The organism is Jannaschia formosa, assembly GCF_003340555.1.
Classification (GTDB): Bacteria; Pseudomonadota; Alphaproteobacteria; order Rhodobacterales; family Rhodobacteraceae; genus Jannaschia; species Jannaschia formosa.
This window is the reverse complement of the sequence record NZ_QPLJ01000036.1, coordinates 1-15,465: the sequence shown is the minus strand read 5'-3', so window position 1 is coordinate 15,465 and position 15,465 is coordinate 1. Positions and strand designations below refer to the sequence as shown.

Annotated in this window: 14 protein-coding genes, 1 tRNA gene and 2 pseudogenes; 9 read left to right on the top strand and 8 right to left on the bottom strand. The window is 68.2% G+C overall.

Annotated features, from left to right (window positions below):
• Positions 1-116: 116 nt before the first annotated feature.
• From DR046_RS21030 to DR046_RS21015, 4 genes and pseudogenes are all read left to right on the top strand, one after another.
• Positions 117-632 carry a 2Fe-2S iron-sulfur cluster-binding protein gene (locus DR046_RS21030; protein WP_115384332.1) on the top strand — a complete coding sequence of 172 codons (516 nt, stop codon included), beginning with the start codon at positions 117-119 and terminating at the stop codon, positions 630-632.
• Entirely contained in the window at positions 629-1,618 is a 990-nt protein-coding gene (locus DR046_RS21025) for an FAD binding domain-containing protein (RefSeq protein ID WP_115384331.1), read from the top strand. Before DR046_RS21030 ends, DR046_RS21025 begins: the two co-directional genes overlap by 4 nt.
• Positions 1,615-3,795: a xanthine dehydrogenase family protein molybdopterin-binding subunit gene (locus tag DR046_RS21020; RefSeq protein ID WP_115384330.1), complete on the top strand. Its 2,181-nt coding sequence runs from the start codon at positions 1,615-1,617 to the stop codon at positions 3,793-3,795. The genes DR046_RS21025 and DR046_RS21020 overlap by 4 nt, the downstream gene beginning before the upstream one ends.
• Positions 3,796-4,114: 319 nt before the next feature.
• Positions 4,115-4,839: pseudogene (locus DR046_RS21015) on the top strand (IS5 family transposase).
• 105 nt (positions 4,840-4,944) lie between these two features.
• On the opposite strand, the gene DR046_RS21010 reads toward DR046_RS21015, so the two are convergent.
• Positions 4,945-5,790, bottom strand: coding sequence for a DUF4394 domain-containing protein (locus DR046_RS21010; protein ID WP_115384346.1), 846 nt, complete (start codon positions 5,788-5,790; stop codon positions 4,945-4,947).
• Positions 5,791-5,947: 157 nt separating this feature from the next.
• On the opposite strand from DR046_RS21010, the gene DR046_RS21005 reads away from it, so the two are divergent.
• Together DR046_RS21005 and DR046_RS21000 are read left to right on the top strand one after the other, a co-directional pair.
• The gene (locus DR046_RS21005; RefSeq protein ID WP_115384329.1) at positions 5,948-6,505 is read left to right on the top strand and encodes a sigma-70 family RNA polymerase sigma factor; all 558 of its coding nucleotides are present in this window, start codon (positions 5,948-5,950) and stop codon (positions 6,503-6,505) included.
• A complete protein-coding gene (locus tag DR046_RS21000; RefSeq protein WP_135227359.1) occupies positions 6,502-7,161 on the top strand; it encodes an anti-sigma factor in 660 nt (219 codons plus the stop codon). Before DR046_RS21005 ends, DR046_RS21000 begins: the two co-directional genes overlap by 4 nt.
• A gap of 155 nt (positions 7,162-7,316) precedes the next feature.
• On the opposite strand, the gene DR046_RS20995 is transcribed toward DR046_RS21000, so the two are convergent.
• The 5 genes from DR046_RS20995 to DR046_RS20975 form a co-directional block, all read right to left on the bottom strand.
• Positions 7,317-7,820, bottom strand: coding sequence for a DUF4198 domain-containing protein (locus tag DR046_RS20995; RefSeq protein ID WP_115384327.1), 504 nt, complete (start codon positions 7,818-7,820; stop codon positions 7,317-7,319).
• Positions 7,821-7,869: 49 nt separating this feature from the next.
• Positions 7,870-8,100 carry a hypothetical protein gene (locus DR046_RS20990; protein ID WP_115384326.1) on the bottom strand — a complete coding sequence of 77 codons (231 nt, stop codon included), beginning with the start codon at positions 8,098-8,100 and terminating at the stop codon, positions 7,870-7,872.
• Positions 8,101-8,163: 63 nt separating this feature from the next.
• Positions 8,164-8,580 carry an MAPEG family protein gene (locus DR046_RS20985; RefSeq protein WP_115384325.1) on the bottom strand — a complete coding sequence of 139 codons (417 nt, stop codon included), beginning with the start codon at positions 8,578-8,580 and terminating at the stop codon, positions 8,164-8,166.
• Positions 8,577-9,005, bottom strand: a complete 429-nt coding sequence (locus DR046_RS20980) for an SRPBCC domain-containing protein (protein WP_115384324.1) — start codon at positions 9,003-9,005, stop codon at positions 8,577-8,579. Before DR046_RS20980 ends, DR046_RS20985 begins: the two co-directional genes overlap by 4 nt.
• 85 nt (positions 9,006-9,090) lie before the next feature.
• The gene (locus DR046_RS20975) at positions 9,091-9,756 is read right to left on the bottom strand and encodes an ArsR/SmtB family transcription factor (protein WP_115384323.1); all 666 of its coding nucleotides are present in this window, start codon (positions 9,754-9,756) and stop codon (positions 9,091-9,093) included.
• Between the two features lie 110 nt (positions 9,757-9,866).
• Here DR046_RS20975 and DR046_RS20970 point away from each other — a divergent pair, with 110 nt between their 5' ends.
• The 3 genes and pseudogenes from DR046_RS20970 to DR046_RS20960 form a co-directional block, all read left to right on the top strand.
• Positions 9,867-10,610: an alpha/beta fold hydrolase gene (locus tag DR046_RS20970; protein ID WP_115384322.1), complete on the top strand. Its 744-nt coding sequence runs from the start codon at positions 9,867-9,869 to the stop codon at positions 10,608-10,610.
• Between the two features lie 43 nt (positions 10,611-10,653).
• On the top strand, positions 10,654-11,646 hold the full coding sequence (locus DR046_RS20965; protein WP_115384321.1) for an alpha/beta hydrolase: 993 nt from the start codon (positions 10,654-10,656) through the stop codon (positions 11,644-11,646).
• Positions 11,647-11,726: 80 nt separating this feature from the next.
• Positions 11,727-12,050: pseudogene (locus DR046_RS20960) on the top strand (histidinol dehydrogenase); the annotation flags it as partial.
• Positions 12,051-12,596: 546 nt separating this feature from the next.
• On the opposite strand, the gene DR046_RS20955 reads toward DR046_RS20960, so the two are convergent.
• Together DR046_RS20955 and DR046_RS20950 are read right to left on the bottom strand one after the other, a co-directional pair.
• Positions 12,597-12,670, bottom strand: a tRNA-Cys gene (locus DR046_RS20955).
• 135 nt (positions 12,671-12,805) lie between these two features.
• On the bottom strand, positions 12,806-13,798 hold the full coding sequence (locus DR046_RS20950) for a tyrosine-type recombinase/integrase (RefSeq protein ID WP_115384319.1): 993 nt from the start codon (positions 13,796-13,798) through the stop codon (positions 12,806-12,808).
• Positions 13,799-15,465: the final 1,667 nt, after the last annotated feature.

Sequence of the window (15,465 nt, the reverse complement as noted above, 5' to 3'; positions counted from 1 at the left end):
GAGTTGTCGCGCGGCGACCGTTCCCTTCCGCTGGAACCCGGAGCGGCCTGCGTCGGTTCGGACCATGAACCCCCGGTGCGCCGGGGCCGTCACCATTGCCAGCCGAAAGGTTTTCCATGCAAGTCGATCTCACCGTCAACGGCGTGCGGCACGCGCTCGACCTGGATCCGCGGGTCACGCTGCTCGACGCGCTGCGCCATGACCTGGGCCTGACCGGCAGCAAGAAGGGCTGCGATCACGGCCAGTGCGGCGCCTGCACGGTTCTGGTGAACGGACGGCGGATCAATGCTTGCCTCGCGCTCGCCGTGATGCACGAAGGCGACGAGATCACCACGGTCGAGGGGCTGGGCGAGCCGGGGGCGCTCCACCCGCTGCAGGCGGCCTTCGTGACGCATGACGGGTTCCAGTGCGGCTACTGTACCCCGGGCCAGGTCGTCTCGGCCTGCGGGATGCTGGGCGAGGTGCGCGAGGGCTGGCCGAGCCACGTCTCCGTGGACCTCGAGGGACCGGTGGACCTCAGCGACGTCGAGATCTCGGAACGGATGAGCGGCAATCTCTGCCGGTGCGCCGCCTACACGGGCATCAACGAGGCCATCCGCGAGGCGTCCGCCAAGTCGGAGGCCGCGGAATGAGGCCTTTCGACTATGTCCGCGCCGAAGACACCGGCTCCGCCACCGAGGCCGCCCGCGGCGGCGCGACCTTCATCGCGGGGGGGACGAACCTTCTCGATCTCATGAAGCTCGAGGTCATGGCGCCCGACCGGCTCGTGGACATCACGCGGCTCGACCTCGGCGCGATCGAGCGGACGGAGGTCGGCGGTCTGCGCATCGGCGCGCTCGTCACCAATGCCGACCTGGCGGCGCACGGGACCGTGCGGCGCAACTATCCCGTCCTGTCGCGCGCGCTTCTGGCGGGCGCCTCGGGCCAGCTCCGCAACAAGGCGACGACGGGCGGCAATCTGCTCCAGCGGACGCGGTGCCACTACTTCTACGACACGTCGCAATCCTGCAACAAGCGTGAGCCCGGCAGCGGCTGTGCCGCGCTCGGAGGGATCAACCGCATCCATGCGATCCTCGGAGCGAGTGAGCACTGCATCGCCACGCATCCCAGCGACATGGCCGTGGCGCTTCTCGCACTCGACGCCGAGGTGGAGACCGAGACGGCGGATGGTGCGCGGCGGATGCGTCCGCTTGCCGACCTGCACCGGCTGCCGGGCGACGCGCCCGACCGGGAGACTGTGCTGGCCGACGGCGAACTGATCACGGCCGTCGTCCTGCCGTCCGCGCCGCGAGGGCATCAGGCTTACCGCAAGGCGCGCGACCGCGCCTCCTATGCCTTCGCGCTGGTCTCTCTCGCGAGCGTCGTCGCGGTGGAGAACGGCCGCATCGCGCGCGCCTCGCTCGCCTTCGGCGGGCTTGCACCTAAGCCCTGGCGGGACCCCGAGGTGGAGGCAACGCTGATCGGCGAGGTGCCGTCCGAGGAGCTTTTTGACCGGGCGGCGGACGTGCTTCTCCGCGAAGCGAAGGGGCATGGCCACAACGACTTCAAGATCCCCCTCACCCGCCGCGTCCTGAAGGCCGCGCTGCGCGAGGCGGCCGGAATGGAGAAGCCCGCATGACCACCCAGTTCAAGATGGACGCCCCGCAGCGGCCGCTTCTCGACCGGACCGAGCAGGGCGTGATCCATCGTCCGCTCGACCGGCCCGAGGGACCTCTGAAGGTCTCGGGCAGGGCGCATTATGCGGCCGAACGGCAACTCCCCGGACAGGTCGAGGGCGTGCTGGTGCGCGCCACCATCGCCCGCGGGCGGCTTGCCGGGATGAACGCGGAAGAGGTGCGCGCGATGCCGGGCGTTCTCGGCGTCTTCTCGGACGAGCGGTTCCTGCGAAACCCGGCGCAGGGTGGCGCAGGCGAGGCGCCGGTGCAGGGCGTGCGGGAGATCTTCTACCACGGCCAGCCGATCGCCCTTGTCGTGGCCGAGACGCTCGAACAGGCCCGCCATGCGGCCGCAAATCTCCGGCCCAGCTATGAGGAGGCCGAGGCGCAGGTCGATCCCGCGACAGCTTCGGATGTCGACCGGCCCGACAAGAGGCGCCTCGACCAAGGCGATCTCGACCGGGCCATGGCCGAGGCGCGTGCCAGCGTCGACGTCACCTATACGACCCCGCCCCATCACTCCGCGGCCATGGAACTGCACGCCTCGGTCGCGTCATGGGAGGGCGAGCGCCTGACGCTCCACGGCTCTTACCAGATGCTGAAGTACAACAAGGCCGAGCTTGCGGACTCCCTCGGCATCCCGGAGGAGAACGTGCGCGTCCTCTCCCCCTTCGTCGGCGGCGGCTTCGGCTCGAAGCTCGGCATCTCGCCCGAGGCGGTCGCCGCCGCCATCGCCGCGCGGGACCTCGGGCGTCCCGTGCGGGTGGTGATGACGCGACAGCAGGTCTTCTCGATGGTGACGCACCGGACCTCGACGCGGCAGCGAATCCGGCTTGCCGCCGACGAGGAGGGGCGGCTCACGGGCATCGGCCACGAGGACCGCGTCTACAACCTGCCGGACGAGGTCTTCAGCGAACCCACGACCCAGTCCACCCATTTCCTCTACGCGGGCGCGAACCGTCGACTCGGGCAGGAGGTGGCGCGGGTGAACCGCGCCTGCACGGGATCGGTCCGCGCGCCGGGAGAGGCGGTGGGCATGCTCGCCCTCGAAGGCGCGATGGACGAGCTGGCCCGCGTGCTCCACATGGACCCGATCGACCTGCGCCGCCGCAACATCCCCGACCGGCATCCCGAGCAGGACATCCCGTATTCGGCGCGGCGTCTCGCCGACTGCATGGACCAGGGCGCCCGCGCCTTCGGCTGGTCCCCCGGCTCCCGGCGCGAGGGCGAATGGCTGGTCGGTCAGGGCATGGCCGCGGCGGCGCGGATCAACATGGTGGCGCCCTCCGAGGCGCGGGTGACGCTGCGTGGCGATGGCACCGCTCTGGTCGAGACGGACATGACCGATATCGGCACGGGAACCTATGCCATCCTCGGCCAGATCGCGGGTGAGATGCTCGGGCTGCCGGTGGCCTCCGTCGACGTCCGGCTGGGCGACACCGACCTGCCGCCCGCCGCGGGCTCCGGCGGATCGCATGGCGCGTCCTCGGCCGGGTCCTCGGTCTTCCTCGCCTGCCAGGGCCTGCGCGCGACGCTTGCCGAACGCCTCGGCTGCGAGGCGGAGGACCTGACGCTGAAGGATGGCGTCGCGACGGGTGGCAACTTTCGCGCCGACCTCGTGGACCTCCTGTCCGGCGGCGATCTCTCCGAGGAAGGGAAGTTCGAGCCGGGCGAGACAGCCGACGACGCGAGCCAGGCAGGCTACGGCGCCTTCTTCGCCGAGGTTGCCGTGAACAGGATCACCGGCGAGACCCGAGTCCTGCGGATGCTCGGCACCTTCGCCGCGGGCCGCATCCTCAACGAGAAGACTGCACGCTCGCAATGCCAGGGCGGGATGATCTGGGGCATCGGTGCGGCGCTGACCGAGGAACTGTCCTTCGACCCGCGCGACGGGCATGCCGTGAATGACGACCTTGCCGAGTACCACCTGCCCGTGAACGCCGACTGCCCCCCCATCGAGGTGCATTTCCTCGACGAGCGGGACGAGATGTCCTGCCCGATCCAGACCAAGGGCGTCGGCGAACTGGGCATCTCCGGCGCGGGCGCGGCGGTCCTCAACGCGATCTTCGACGCCACCGGCATCCGCGTCCGCGACTACCCGGCCACGCTCGACAAGGTCCTCGCGGGCCTGCCGGACTGAACGGCGAGGCATGGTCAGGCACCTTCGCCTTCGCAGCTTCTTGAGCGGTGGAGCCCGGGTGGAATGGTGTCTTTGTCGTTGGGGCAGTCCTGCTGTCTCGAAGGTCTGGAAATCATGTTGGCGCAATTTCCGGCGGGATCAGGGTCGCGGTTTTACTCGGCGAGGTTAATCGCCTGAACAGCGAGGGGTGCGGACGGCGTTTCCAGCGGCCGGCCTTAGGCATGGTGATCTGTCCGGAGGCTAGGATCAGGAACAATTGATCTGCTTGAGAATGCCCGACCTGCGTGATTCAAGCTCCCGAACTGACGGGAGTGAGGATGTGAGCAACATGTTCTGGCTGACCGACGCGCAGATGGAGCGGCTGCGTCCGTTCTTTCCCAAGAGCCACGGCAAGCCGCGGGTCGATGACCGGCGCATGCTGAGCGGCATAATCTTCATCCACCGCAACGGGTTGAGGTGGTGCAACGCGCCCCGGGGGTATGGTCCGCCCAAGACCCTCTACAACGGCTGGAAGCGGTGGGGCGATATGGGGGTCTTCGTCCGGATGATGGCGGCTGGCCTCCGAAGGCGGCCGGAAGAAGGCCGTCATGATCGACGCGACGTATCTGAAGGCGCACCGCACGGCCTCGAGCCTGCGGGCGAACGAAGGGCGGGCTGAACTCCAAGCTGCACGCTGTGACGGATGCCGACGGCCGCCCCTTGCGGTTCTTCATGACCGCAGGCCAGGTCAGCGACTACACCGGCACTGCGGCCCTGCTGGACAGTCTGCCCGCGGCGGAGTGGCTGATCGCTGACCGTGGCTATGACGCCGACTGGTTCCGCGAAGCGTTGAAGGGCAGGGGGATATGCCCCTGCATCCCGGGGCGGAAGTCGCGCGGCACGGTCGTCCGCTACGATAGGCGCCGCTACAAGAGGCGCAACCGCATCGAAATCATGTTCGGCAGGCTGAAGGACTGGCGCCGTATCGCCACCTGCTACGACAGGTACCCAAAGGTCTTCCTCTCCGCCATCGCCCTCGCCGGAACCGTCATCTTCTGGCTTTGAACATCAATCAGTCTTGATCCTACGAAGGACGCCCCGGCCGTCCGGCCGGGGCGCCTCCTCCGCATTCGCACGGGCGAGGCCGAAACCGGCCTCGGCAGATAACCGTCACATGCCCTGCGAGACCGCGAAGCCGGTGACGCCGCCCATGCCCAGATCGGCCAGTTCGGTCAGCGCGCCGGAGGCCAGGTCGAGCTGGTAGAGCCCGGCGCTCCCGGCGCCTTCGATCTGCAGGATGGCGAAGGCCAGGTCCGTGCCCTCCTCGGGCGAGACGATGTCGAAGCCGCCCGTGGCGGCGATGTCGACCGGCGCGCCGTCCAGCGTCAGCGGGCCCACGGTCGCCAGCTCGCCGGCGTTGTTGGCCAGCGTGACCAGCGCGTCGGTGCCCGCGTCCAGCGCGTATTGCGCCGTCGCCGACGCGGTGCTGCCGGCGATCGCGTTGGTATAGGCGTTGGCGAAGATCTGCGGCGTGGCACCCGCATTCGCGTCGCCCTCGACATAGAAGGCGTCGGTGAAGCGGCGGACGGAGTTCGCGCGCTCGTCCCCGTCGCCGAAGCCCTCGGGGAAGTAGACCAGGTTCGACCCGTCGGCGCCGACCGCGCGCACCGCGTCGATCTGGTTGTTGAAGTCGAAGGCCACGGCGCCCTCGCCGATCGCGGCATCCTCCATGAAGGTCGCGCCCAGGTCGGTGAGCGCGCCCGACATCGGGTCGATCTCGTAGATCGCGCCGTCGGCATAGCCCAGCAGCGCGCCGGTGACGGGGCGATAGGCGAGGCCGCGCAGCGGTGTCGCGAGCGCGTGGGTCTGCACGTCGCCGGGTGCGGCGATCGAGGCCATCGTGACCAGCGTGGCGCCATCGTCGGCGAGCGCATAGCCCGAGAGGGCGGCATGGCCCATCGCATGGGCGGGGGCGGCGGCGAGCAGCGCCAGGGCGGCGGTGGAGAGGGTCTTCATGCGGATCTCCTTGTCGGTGGCCGGGGCGTCCTGCCCCGCCTCGGCCGCAGTCACGTCGCGCGCCGCCGCGAAGTTTCGGGGCCGCCCGGGAAACTTTGCGCCCCGCCCGGCGCAGTCCGTCATGGACAAGCCCGGGCCGAGCGGCACAAATCCCCCCATGGCCCACCGCCCCCGCACGCCCACCGAGATCGAGACCCTCATCGCGCGCTGCGCCCTGGGCGAACGGGCGGCGATGGACGCGCTCTATGCGGCGACCTCGGCGAAACTCTTCGGCATCTGCCTGCGTGTCTTGAACGACCGGTCCGCCGCCGAGGATGTCTTGCAGGAGGTCTATGTGAAGGTCTGGCATGCCTCCGACCGCTACGCGGCCAACGGGCTGAGCCCGATCACCTGGCTGGCCACCATCGCGCGCAACGCCGCCATCGACCGCCGCCGGACCCGAAGCCGGCGGCGCGAGGAGAGCGGCGAGTCCCTGCCCGAGATGCCCGACCGCGCCCCCACCCCCGAGACCGTCGCCATCGCCGCCTCGGACGCCGCCCGCATCGCCGCCTGCATGGAGGAACTCGAGGCGTCGCGGGCGGAGGCCGTGCGCGGCGCCTATCTCGACGGCCGCTCCTACGCGGAGCTGGCCCGGGCCGCGGGCATCCCGCTCAACACGATGCGGACCTGGCTGCGCCGGGCGCTGATCAGCCTGCGGGAGTGCATGGCGCGATGACCCTCTCCGAGGACGATATCGCCACCGCCGCCGAGCACGCGCTGCATCTCGACGAGGGCACGCTGCGCGCCGCCGCGCGGCGGCGGCTGGTGACCGATCCCGAGTTCCGCGCCGAGGTCGCCTTCTGGGAGGAGGCGCTGGCCGCGACCTGGGACGAGGTGCCCGAGATCGCGCCCCCCGCGCGGGTGCGCCGACGTCTGCGCCGGCGCCTCTTCGGGCGCCCGCCGAAGCCCTTCGCGCGGCTGCTGCCCTGGCTGCTCGCCGGGACGGCGGCGGCGGCGCTGGCGGTCGCGGCGCTGCGGCCCGAGCTGCTGGTCCCGCCCCGGGGCCCCGCCGTGGTGGCCGAGATCGCGACCGAGGGCGACGGGCTGCGCGTGCTGGCCGCCTGGGACCCCGCCGCCGGCGCCTTCCGCATCCGCCGCCTGACCGGGCCCGCCCCCGCCGGGCGCGACTACGAGCTCTGGGCGATCCCCCCGGACGGGGGCGCGCCGGTCTCGCTGGGCCTCCTGCCCGAGGCCGGACCCGCGCCGCTGCCCGAGACCCTGCGCCCGGACCTCGCCGGGCTGGTGCTCGCCGTCTCCGAGGAGCCGGAGGGCGGCTCGCCCACCGGCGCGCCGACGACCGTGCTGGCCGCCGCCCCCGTCACCTCGTTCTGAGGCGCCGTTAGGCGCCGGACGGCAAGCCGGGACCGGCGCGCGCCCCGAACCTGCCTTGGCCCTGCCCCGGGGCCTCCGCCGGCCGTGGCGCACCATGCCGCTCGGGAAAGCGCCTGCCGGAGGGTGGGGCGCGGCTCCTGCCGGCTTCCGGCGCCCTACTCCGGGCGGCGGAAAGTCAGCGAGCCCCAATGCGAATGCCAGGGCGCGCCGGTCGCCGGGTCGGTCTCCTCCAGCCAGACGACATTGGCCAGGATCTCGATGCCCGGCGGCGCGGGGATCGTGGCGCGGCCCTCGGCATCGGTCGGATGGCGGGTCTCGGTCACGGTCCCGTCGGGGGCGCGCGCCAGAACGCGCAGCGGCGCGGCCCCGTACGGGGCGCCGTCCAGCAGGACGCGCAGGACGATCTCGGGCGCGTCGCTCGCATAGGGGTTGGTCTCGGCCAGGATCTCCAGCCGCAGCCCGGCCGGGCGGTCGGCCCCCTCTCCCCCGCCCGAGGCGACCAGCGCGCGGGCATGGCGGGTGAATCGCTCGGTCATGCCGACGGGGTCGAGCCCGCGCTCGGCGTTACGCGCGGCGATGCCCTCCAGCCCTTCGGTGGCGAGGAAGCGGGCATAGCCAGCAAAGACAATCCTCGGCCATGACCCATCTTCCAGACTCATATCCAGGTCAGGAAGTAATACAAGTCAATACCTTGTATAGGTTCCGAGCCTAGTCCGGCGTGCTGACGTCCTTGGGCGCCTCGTTGCCGCGGACGCGCTTTTCGCGCTTCTCGTCGATGGCGAAGTCGTCGGATGCCTCGGAAGGCTTGTCGTATTTCGTCTTGCCGTCCCCCGGCTTCTTCTTCGCCTCGCTGACCCCGAAGGGCTTGGACTTCTCGGGGCCGGGGGCCTCGTCGGATGGCGGCATCGGCTGCTGCCCGGTGGGGTTCGCTTTGACCATGGTGGTGTCTCCCGTCTCTTCCCGCGCCAACGCAGCGGCGCGGGGGAGGGTTTCACCGGACGCTCACCCGGCCAGCAGGATCGCGCCTGCGACGGCGAGAATGCAGAGCCAGCCGGCTGTGAAGATCAGCGGGCGAAGCGGCATGCGCGCCCAGCCCGTGATCATGCCGACGGCATGGGCGATGCGCAGGCCGAAGAAGATCCCCGTCGCCCAGGCCGTCACCACGGTCGACACCCCCGCCGCATGAGCGATGAGCACGAGGGCCAGCATCGGCAGGAACTGTTCCAGCAGGTTCAGATGCGCGCGCCAGGCGCGGGCCACCCAGGGGCGATGGCGGAGCGGATCGCCCGGACGGGTGAAGGGATCCCAGCCCTCGGGCAGATTGCCGTCCGACGCCGTGTTGACGCCGACGATGTAGGGAATCCAGAGCGATCCGGCGAGGATCGCGGTCCAGGTCATCCACCAGAGCTCGGGTGTCATGCCGCACCCCCGATCTTCGCGGGCGTGCCGGTCTCGAGCCAGGTCTTGAGCCCGGCCACCAACCGTTCCCACCCGTCCGCATAGCCCACGGCGCCCGCGGGGATGTCGTAATGCTCCAGCGTCAGGGCGCAGAACGCCCCCTCGGGCGCGATCAGCCAGATGAAGCGCGACACGGGCACGTCTGGCGCCCATTTCGGCGCGAACTCCGCCTCGATGCGGGTCTTCGGGGTCAACGCCGTCTCGCGGCAAACGAGCATGTCCGATCCATCCGGCCGCTTGTAGATCAGGGCGTCGCCGTCGCGGACCGCGCCGGGCGTGAACGGGTGGTAGGACGCGGCGGCCTCGGCGTCGGTCAGGGCGTCCCACAGCGCGTCCTGGCTGCACCGGATGAAGGTGCGCAAAACGTAGTCGGGTTTCTCGGTCATCGGGATTTCTCCGTTGGGTCAGGCGCAGGTATCCGGTGGCCGTCCCGCGGGCGGGACGGCGGCAATGCGGGCGGGAGGGGGTGCGTCAGGCGGGGCGGGGGAAGGTCGCGGGCTCTCCGGTTTCAAGCCAGGTCTTGAGCCCAGCCGACCAGCGCGCCCAGGCCTCGGCAAGCTGCGGGCGGAGCGGGGGCGGCAGGCCGAAATGGCCGACGGTGAGATGCTGATGCGCGCCCTCGCTGTCGATCTCGTAGGCGACGCGCGTTTCAGGCAGCGTGAGGTGAGCAGGCATCCGCGTCTCCAGCCGCGTGCCGGGGTCGGAGGCGACCACCGCGCCGGCGGGGCCCGGCCGCAGGGGCCGGCGCGCGCTGTCGCGCAACGCCGACCACAGCGCGTCGCGGGAGCAGCGGATGAAGCTGTGATGGACCACGTCCGGGGCCTCGGCCTCCTGCTCGAGACGCGCCTTCAGGGCGAGAAGCCCCGCGGCGGCGGGGGCGACCTCGAACGGTTCGACCCAGCGGGACAGGGCTTCGGCCAGGGGGACGGCATTGAGGTAGTGATGAGTGTAGCGGCCGCGCTTGACGCGGGTGACGAGCCCCGCTTCCTCCAGCAGCTTCAGGTGTTTGGCCACACCGAAGCGGCTGAGGGGCAGGCCGCTCTCCAGCTCCGACAGGGTCTGGCCGTCCTGCCGTCGCAGCGCGTCGAGCAGGTCGCGGCGCGAGGGGTCGGCGAGGGATTTGAAGATCAGGTCCATGCCTCGTCCATACGTGATGATCCGGTCACCTGTCAAGACATGTGACCATGAGGTCACTTATTTGCCGAGCGCGCCAGAATGGCCTATCTGCCGGTGCAGGAGGATATGTCATGGCGGTGATCGAGCGGAACGGACTGCGCCTCGCCTACGAGTTCACGCCGGGCGAGGCCCCGGCCGTCGTCTTCCTCGGCGGCTTCAAATCGGACATGCAGGGAACCAAGGCGCTGGCGCTGGAGGCCTGGGCCCGGGCGCAGGGCCGGGCCTTCCTTCGGCTCGACTATTCCGGGCACGGGATCTCGGGCGGCAGCTTCGAGGCCGGGTCCATCGGGACCTGGATGCAGGACGCGCTGGCCGTTATCGACCACGAGATCGCGCAGCCCTATGTGCTCGTCGGCTCCTCTATGGGCGGGTGGATCGCGCTGCTGATCGCCCGGGACCGGCCGGAGCGGGTTGCGGGACTTGTCACCATCGCCGCGGCGCCGGATTTCACCGAGGACGGCTATTGGGCGTCCTTCGACGAGGCGCAGAGGGTCGAGCTGTTCGAGACCGGGCGCGTCGCCGTGCCCTCGGAATACGGCGAGCCCTACATCATCACACAGCACCTGATCGAAGAGGGACGCGGACGCCTCGTGCTGCGCACGCCGCTGGCGCTGCCGATCCCGGTGCGGTTCCTGCAGGGCACGGCCGATGTCGACGTGCCGGAAGCCTGGGCGCACCGCCTGCTGGCCCATGCCGAAGGTCCGGACATGCGGCTGACCCTCGTGAAGGGGGCCGACCACCGGTTCTCGGGCCCCGAGGAGCTGCGGCTGATCGAACGCAGCGTCGCGGAGGTGCTGGAGCGGATCGGCGCTTGACCCCGCGGCCGCCCCGCCTGCCCATGAACGCCGGAGGTGGGTCATGCTGACGACGGTCCTGCGCGGTTTCCTGTTCCTGATCGTCGGGCTGGCGATCGCGGTCGCCGCGCTGTGGGTCGCGGGCACCTACGAGGAGGTCGAGACCGAGATCGCCTTCGATCCGTCCGTCCTGCCTCCCGATCTCGACCGCTGGTTCGCCGACCGCGAAGCGCGGGTGCCGGACCTGCGCCCCGACGCCGCCAAGCGCATCCTCTGGGCCGGTCCTCCGGGGCAGCGGACCCCGCTGGCCATCGTCTACCTGCACGGCTTCTCCGCCGATCTCTGGGAGACCCGGCCCGTCGCCGACCGCGTCGCCGAGGCGACGGGCGCGAACCTGTTCTACCAGCGGCTTGCCGGGCATGGGCGCAACGGGGCCGCCATGGCGGAGCCCGACGCCGGCGACTGGCTGGAGGACGTGGCCGAGGCGATGGAAGTCGGCCGCCGGCTTGGCGACCGGGTGGTCGTCATCGGAACCTCGACCGGAGGGACGCTCGCCGCCGTGCTGGCCGCCGACCCGGCGCTTGCGGCGCAGCGGGAAGGGCTGGCGGGAATCGTGCTGATCTCGCCCAACTTCCGGGTGGCGAACCCCGCGGCGGCCCTGCTCTCCTGGCCCGCGGCGCGCTGGTGGGTGCCGCTGGTGGCCGGGCCGGAGCGGGCGTTCCAGCCGCTCAACGAGCGCCACGCCAGACACTGGACGACCCGTTATCCGACGGTCGCCACCTTGCCGATGCAGGCGCTGATCGACCATGCGGAGGGGCTCGACTGGGGGGCGACGCGGACGCCCGCACTCTTCGTCTTCTCGCCGCGCGACCGGGTCGTCGCACCCGAGGCCATCGAGGACGTGCTGGCCGCCTGGGGCGGGCCGGTCACGGTCGAGCGGGTCGCGCCTTCGCCGGGCGACGATCCGAACGAGCACGTCCTCGCGGGCGACATCCTCTCGCCCGGGCGCACGGAAGAGATGATCGCGCTGCTGACCGGCTGGATCGCGGGCCTCTAGCTTTGCATAGGACTGCAAAACTCGTTTGAGCACGGCCACCGCCTCCCCTAAGGTGGCGCCGAGCCCGGGGAGGGTTCCAGATGGCCGAGCGCCTCAAGACCGCGAAATCCACCGCCGATCGCGCCGAGGACGATGCGAAGGTGCGTGCCTCGGTCGAGGCGACCTTGAGGGACATCGACGCGCGAGGCGACGCCGCCGTGCGCGAGTTGTCGGCAAGGTTCGACAGCTACGAGCCCGAGAGCTTTCGCCTGAGCCAGCCCGAGATCGACGCGCTGATCGGCGAGTTGTCGGAGCGCGAGCTCGCCGACATCCGCTTCGCTCAGGAGCAGGTGCGCAACTTCGCCCGGGTCCAGCGCGACTTGATGAAGGATGTCGAGGTCGAGACGATGCCCGGCACCATCCTCTTCGCCGGGCCGACCGAGACCATGGTGATCGCCGACGACCTCCCGCAGGCTGCGCGACCCTACCAAGACGCCTAAGGCCTTTGACAGAACGCCCAGCCATCTCCTGAGCTTCCAGCTTGTCGACGAGTACCAGCTCCATCAGCTTCGCCTGTTCGCCGGACGGGTCTTTCTCCCGCGCTCTGGCGATGTCCTCGCGCCAGTCCAAGGCGGTCTGGAGTGCGAATGCATCATCGCCCGCTTGGCGGAGAGCTAACGCCCTCAGTTCGCCAAGGACGACGTCTCGGCGCTGGCGAGCCGTAGGCAGGTGCCTCGTGTCCAGTCCTAGCTTGATCTCCCGTCCGAACGGCTTCCCGGTGCGAGGGTTGTTCAAACCCTTCAGAGCATCCGGCGTGACCGTCCGAAAAACGTAGCCCTTTCCGTCACCACGGGGGCGAACAAGGTAACGCATGTCTTCGGTGTCCTTCGCGTCGATGTGGTCCATATTGGACAACTCTTGGCTGGACAACGTCACGGGCTCCTTTGCGAAAACAATACGCTAAGGGGTGCTGGAGGCGAGTACCGGAATCGAACCGGTGTGCACGGATTTGCAATCCGCTGCGTAACCACTCCGCCAACTCGCCGAAGCTTCGGTTTCTCTAGGGTTTTCGGCGATCAGCCGCAAGGCCAGTCTGGTCGAGTTCTCACCCTTGTTTTCACTTTCTTGTTTTGTACCCGTTCTGTCCGCTGTCGGCCCCATCCCCTATCTTCCGGGATGCTCAGCGCCGGTCATCCGCCTCCCGCTTCTCGAGAGCCCTTCGGGCAGCGGTCTCCTGGCGGGCTTTGCCAGCGTAGTGGCGGATCATTTCCTTCGATGCATGGCCACTGTAGCTCGCGATCTCATCGTCGGTGCAACCCGCGAGGGCTAACTCCATCACCCCCCGATAGCGTAGGGCATGAAGATCGAATGCCTCGACGCCAAGACGGCGACGCTCCTTAAGCATGATCTGTGCCATCGTTTGGTAGGCCAAAGGGGCCCCCCGCCGGTTTACGAGGATCGTCTCACTGATCCGCTCCTGCTTGTCGAGGATCGCCCGCAACCGCTCTGTGCAGGGCAACGTAAGGTGGACCTTGGTCTTTCCCTGTTCGATCCTTAGGCAGCGACCGTCATAATCCTCCCATCTAAACTTCGTGCAGTCAGCAGGGCGTTGCACGCTACCCAGTCCGAGCTCGAAAATCAGGAGCGGCAGGGGGGCAGCACCCGAGCGGAAAACGGCGACGGCATCATCGGTCCAAGGTAGATGTGGCTTCGTCTTGTCCGCGTCTGTCTTCACCTTGCCGACGCCCTTGGCAGGATTGTCCTTGCGCCAGCCAATGTCGATGGCGTGCTCCATCAGGATGCTTAGAACCTGGACGACGTATGTTGCGAAGCGCGGCCGGTTCTTATGCCCCTCCCGCGCCTTGATGACGTCGGCGCGCACCATCCGCCTGCAATCCATCGTGCCGATCTTTTCGGTCAGTACGTTCAAGACGTTCTCGTAGTCATCCCGCGTCCGTGCAGACAACTTGGTCCAACGGGATGATACGCGATAGCTTGCAATCAGGCCGTTGAAGGATCTAGTCGAGACCAAGGAGTCGCCACGCATAATGGCCCAATACTCCGAATCGAACTCGGCCGTACCCTTTGTGGCGCGTATCGGGATAAGGGTGCCATTACGCCGCACGTAAGTGTACCCCCGGTTGTTAGTCCACAGGTACTTCTTCTTCACCATGAGACGTCTCCCAGTCCCTCGAGAGCCGAACCACTCAAGAGCTTGTAAAGATCGGTCATATGCCAGCGTCGATGCCGGTCGATCACGACGGGATCGGGGAGATGCTTGGATTCGACAAGGCGTAGAAACTCGGCCTCGCTAATGTCGAGAAGTCGCGCTGCCGTATCGGATCTCGCGAACACGGGAGTAATGGACGCCGTGGCTTTCCGAACCATCTGTTGTCTCCGCAGACGAGTTGAGGGGAGGAGATCGCTGATAATGGAAAGTTGATAAGCTGGGATAATCGGATAGGGGATTGATCTGATATGCGACCGTTCCCCTGACTTAGGCTCCGATGCGGCTCGATTGAACCGCCCGCGGAGGCGAGTCTGTAGGATTACCCTATTTCAGCCCGGCCTTGACCAGAACGTGGGTCACCACCTTGGCCACAGGCATGTTCGCATGGGTCAATACCCGCTTGGCCTGCTGCAAGTCGGCCAACTCTTCAGCCATGAGTTAAGGGTCGATGGCGTCGTAGTGGAGGTCCAGTTCGGTCGCGACGTGGCGAGCAAGGCGCGCAACAAGATCCTGCGCAATGCGCAGTTCGCTGAAAGGGTCGTTCATGGAGAGACACCTACTATCAAGGCCGCAGGGGGCTGGCCGATGTTGTTTCGTTTACGTGCGCGTCTGAGGCGCTGATAAACTGATAGGTGATAGGTGATCTGAGAGACGTGCAGTCCTTACTCGAGGTGATTCGACGCGTCAATACCCATTTCCACAGGAGTCAAGGGTTCTCTTGGCCGCGGTCAGATCGGGGCCAGAAGTCAAAATCGAATACTTGCGCGTGCGGGTCATACTCGACTTGGGATGGTCCCTGAAGGGCTTCATCGGGGCGGGAAGGCTTGCCCAGCGCTGGAGTCGGTCAGAGCCGAGCGGCCAGCCTTGGAGGGCGGCGCATGATCTCCTAGGACAGCGGCGCATGATCTCCTAGGACAGCGGACCCGCCGGTCAGGTCTTCCCGACGTGTCAACGACGGAGGGGTAGACCTTTTTATAGGAATGACAACGGGTTGGCGCCATAACTATGGCAGACCAAATCCTCCCGAACTGGCGCCTTTCTGCCATTTCATCACCTTGGCCCTGGGAAAATCGAACATACCCACTCGATGTAGAGTTCGTCGGCGTCGTCAGGTACCAACCCGCGTGCAAGGAGCCAGGCCTTGTTGTGGTGCCAGGCGGGGAGGCCGGTTGCCCATTCAAAGACGTCACAGAGGCGATAGAGACAGACGCGGGTCCTTGGACGTTGCGTAAAGCGGGGGCCATTTCCCCTGTAACGCCAGTTGGCCAGTGCCTGGACGGTGACGCCAATGATGCCGGATAGCTGCCGTGGAGATAGCTCTCTCCACGGCGGGATGCCTTCTTCAGCTTGTCCCTTATGGAGTTGGAGTAGACGAGGCCTTAGCGAGATCAGAGCGGAGGTCATGTTGAAAGCTCGCCTAGCGGCTGGACTGCGAACCAACGGTAGACGGTAGATCTGAACCGCGCCGGGTCTGCCGGAGGCTCCAACTCCTGAGTAGGATGGAGCATCATGAGCAAGACCACGAACAAGTTTTCCCCTGAGGTGCGCGAGCGCGCCGTGCGGCTGGTTCTCGAGACCGAGGGTCAGCATGCCTCGCGCTGGCAGGCGGT

Bases quoted from the DNA above. Each gene is read 5' to 3' on its own strand.
- DR046_RS20995 (WP_115384327.1), bottom strand. From the start codon at position 7,820: ATGAGTCTGGAAGATGGGTCATGGCCGAGGATTGTCTTTGCTGGCTAT.
- DR046_RS21010 (WP_115384346.1), bottom strand. From the start codon at position 5,790: ATGAAGACCCTCTCCACCGCCGCCCTGGCGCTGCTCGCCGCCGCCCCC.
- DR046_RS20970 (WP_115384322.1), top strand. From the start codon at position 9,867: ATGGCGGTGATCGAGCGGAACGGACTGCGCCTCGCCTACGAGTTCACG.
- DR046_RS21020 (WP_115384330.1), top strand. From the start codon at position 1,615: ATGACCACCCAGTTCAAGATGGACGCCCCGCAGCGGCCGCTTCTCGAC.
- DR046_RS21030 (WP_115384332.1), top strand. From the start codon at position 117: ATGCAAGTCGATCTCACCGTCAACGGCGTGCGGCACGCGCTCGACCTG.
- DR046_RS20950 (WP_115384319.1), bottom strand. From the start codon at position 13,798: ATGGTGAAGAAGAAGTACCTGTGGACTAACAACCGGGGGTACACTTAC.
- DR046_RS20985 (WP_115384325.1), bottom strand. From the start codon at position 8,580: ATGACACCCGAGCTCTGGTGGATGACCTGGACCGCGATCCTCGCCGGA.
- DR046_RS21000 (WP_135227359.1), top strand. From the start codon at position 6,502: ATGACCCTCTCCGAGGACGATATCGCCACCGCCGCCGAGCACGCGCTG.
- DR046_RS20980 (WP_115384324.1), bottom strand. From the start codon at position 9,005: ATGACCGAGAAACCCGACTACGTTTTGCGCACCTTCATCCGGTGCAGC.
- DR046_RS21025 (WP_115384331.1), top strand. From the start codon at position 629: ATGAGGCCTTTCGACTATGTCCGCGCCGAAGACACCGGCTCCGCCACC.
- DR046_RS20965 (WP_115384321.1), top strand. From the start codon at position 10,654: ATGCTGACGACGGTCCTGCGCGGTTTCCTGTTCCTGATCGTCGGGCTG.
- DR046_RS20975 (WP_115384323.1), bottom strand. From the start codon at position 9,756: ATGGACCTGATCTTCAAATCCCTCGCCGACCCCTCGCGCCGCGACCTG.
- DR046_RS20990 (WP_115384326.1), bottom strand. From the start codon at position 8,100: ATGGTCAAAGCGAACCCCACCGGGCAGCAGCCGATGCCGCCATCCGAC.
- DR046_RS21005 (WP_115384329.1), top strand. From the start codon at position 5,948: ATGGCCCACCGCCCCCGCACGCCCACCGAGATCGAGACCCTCATCGCG.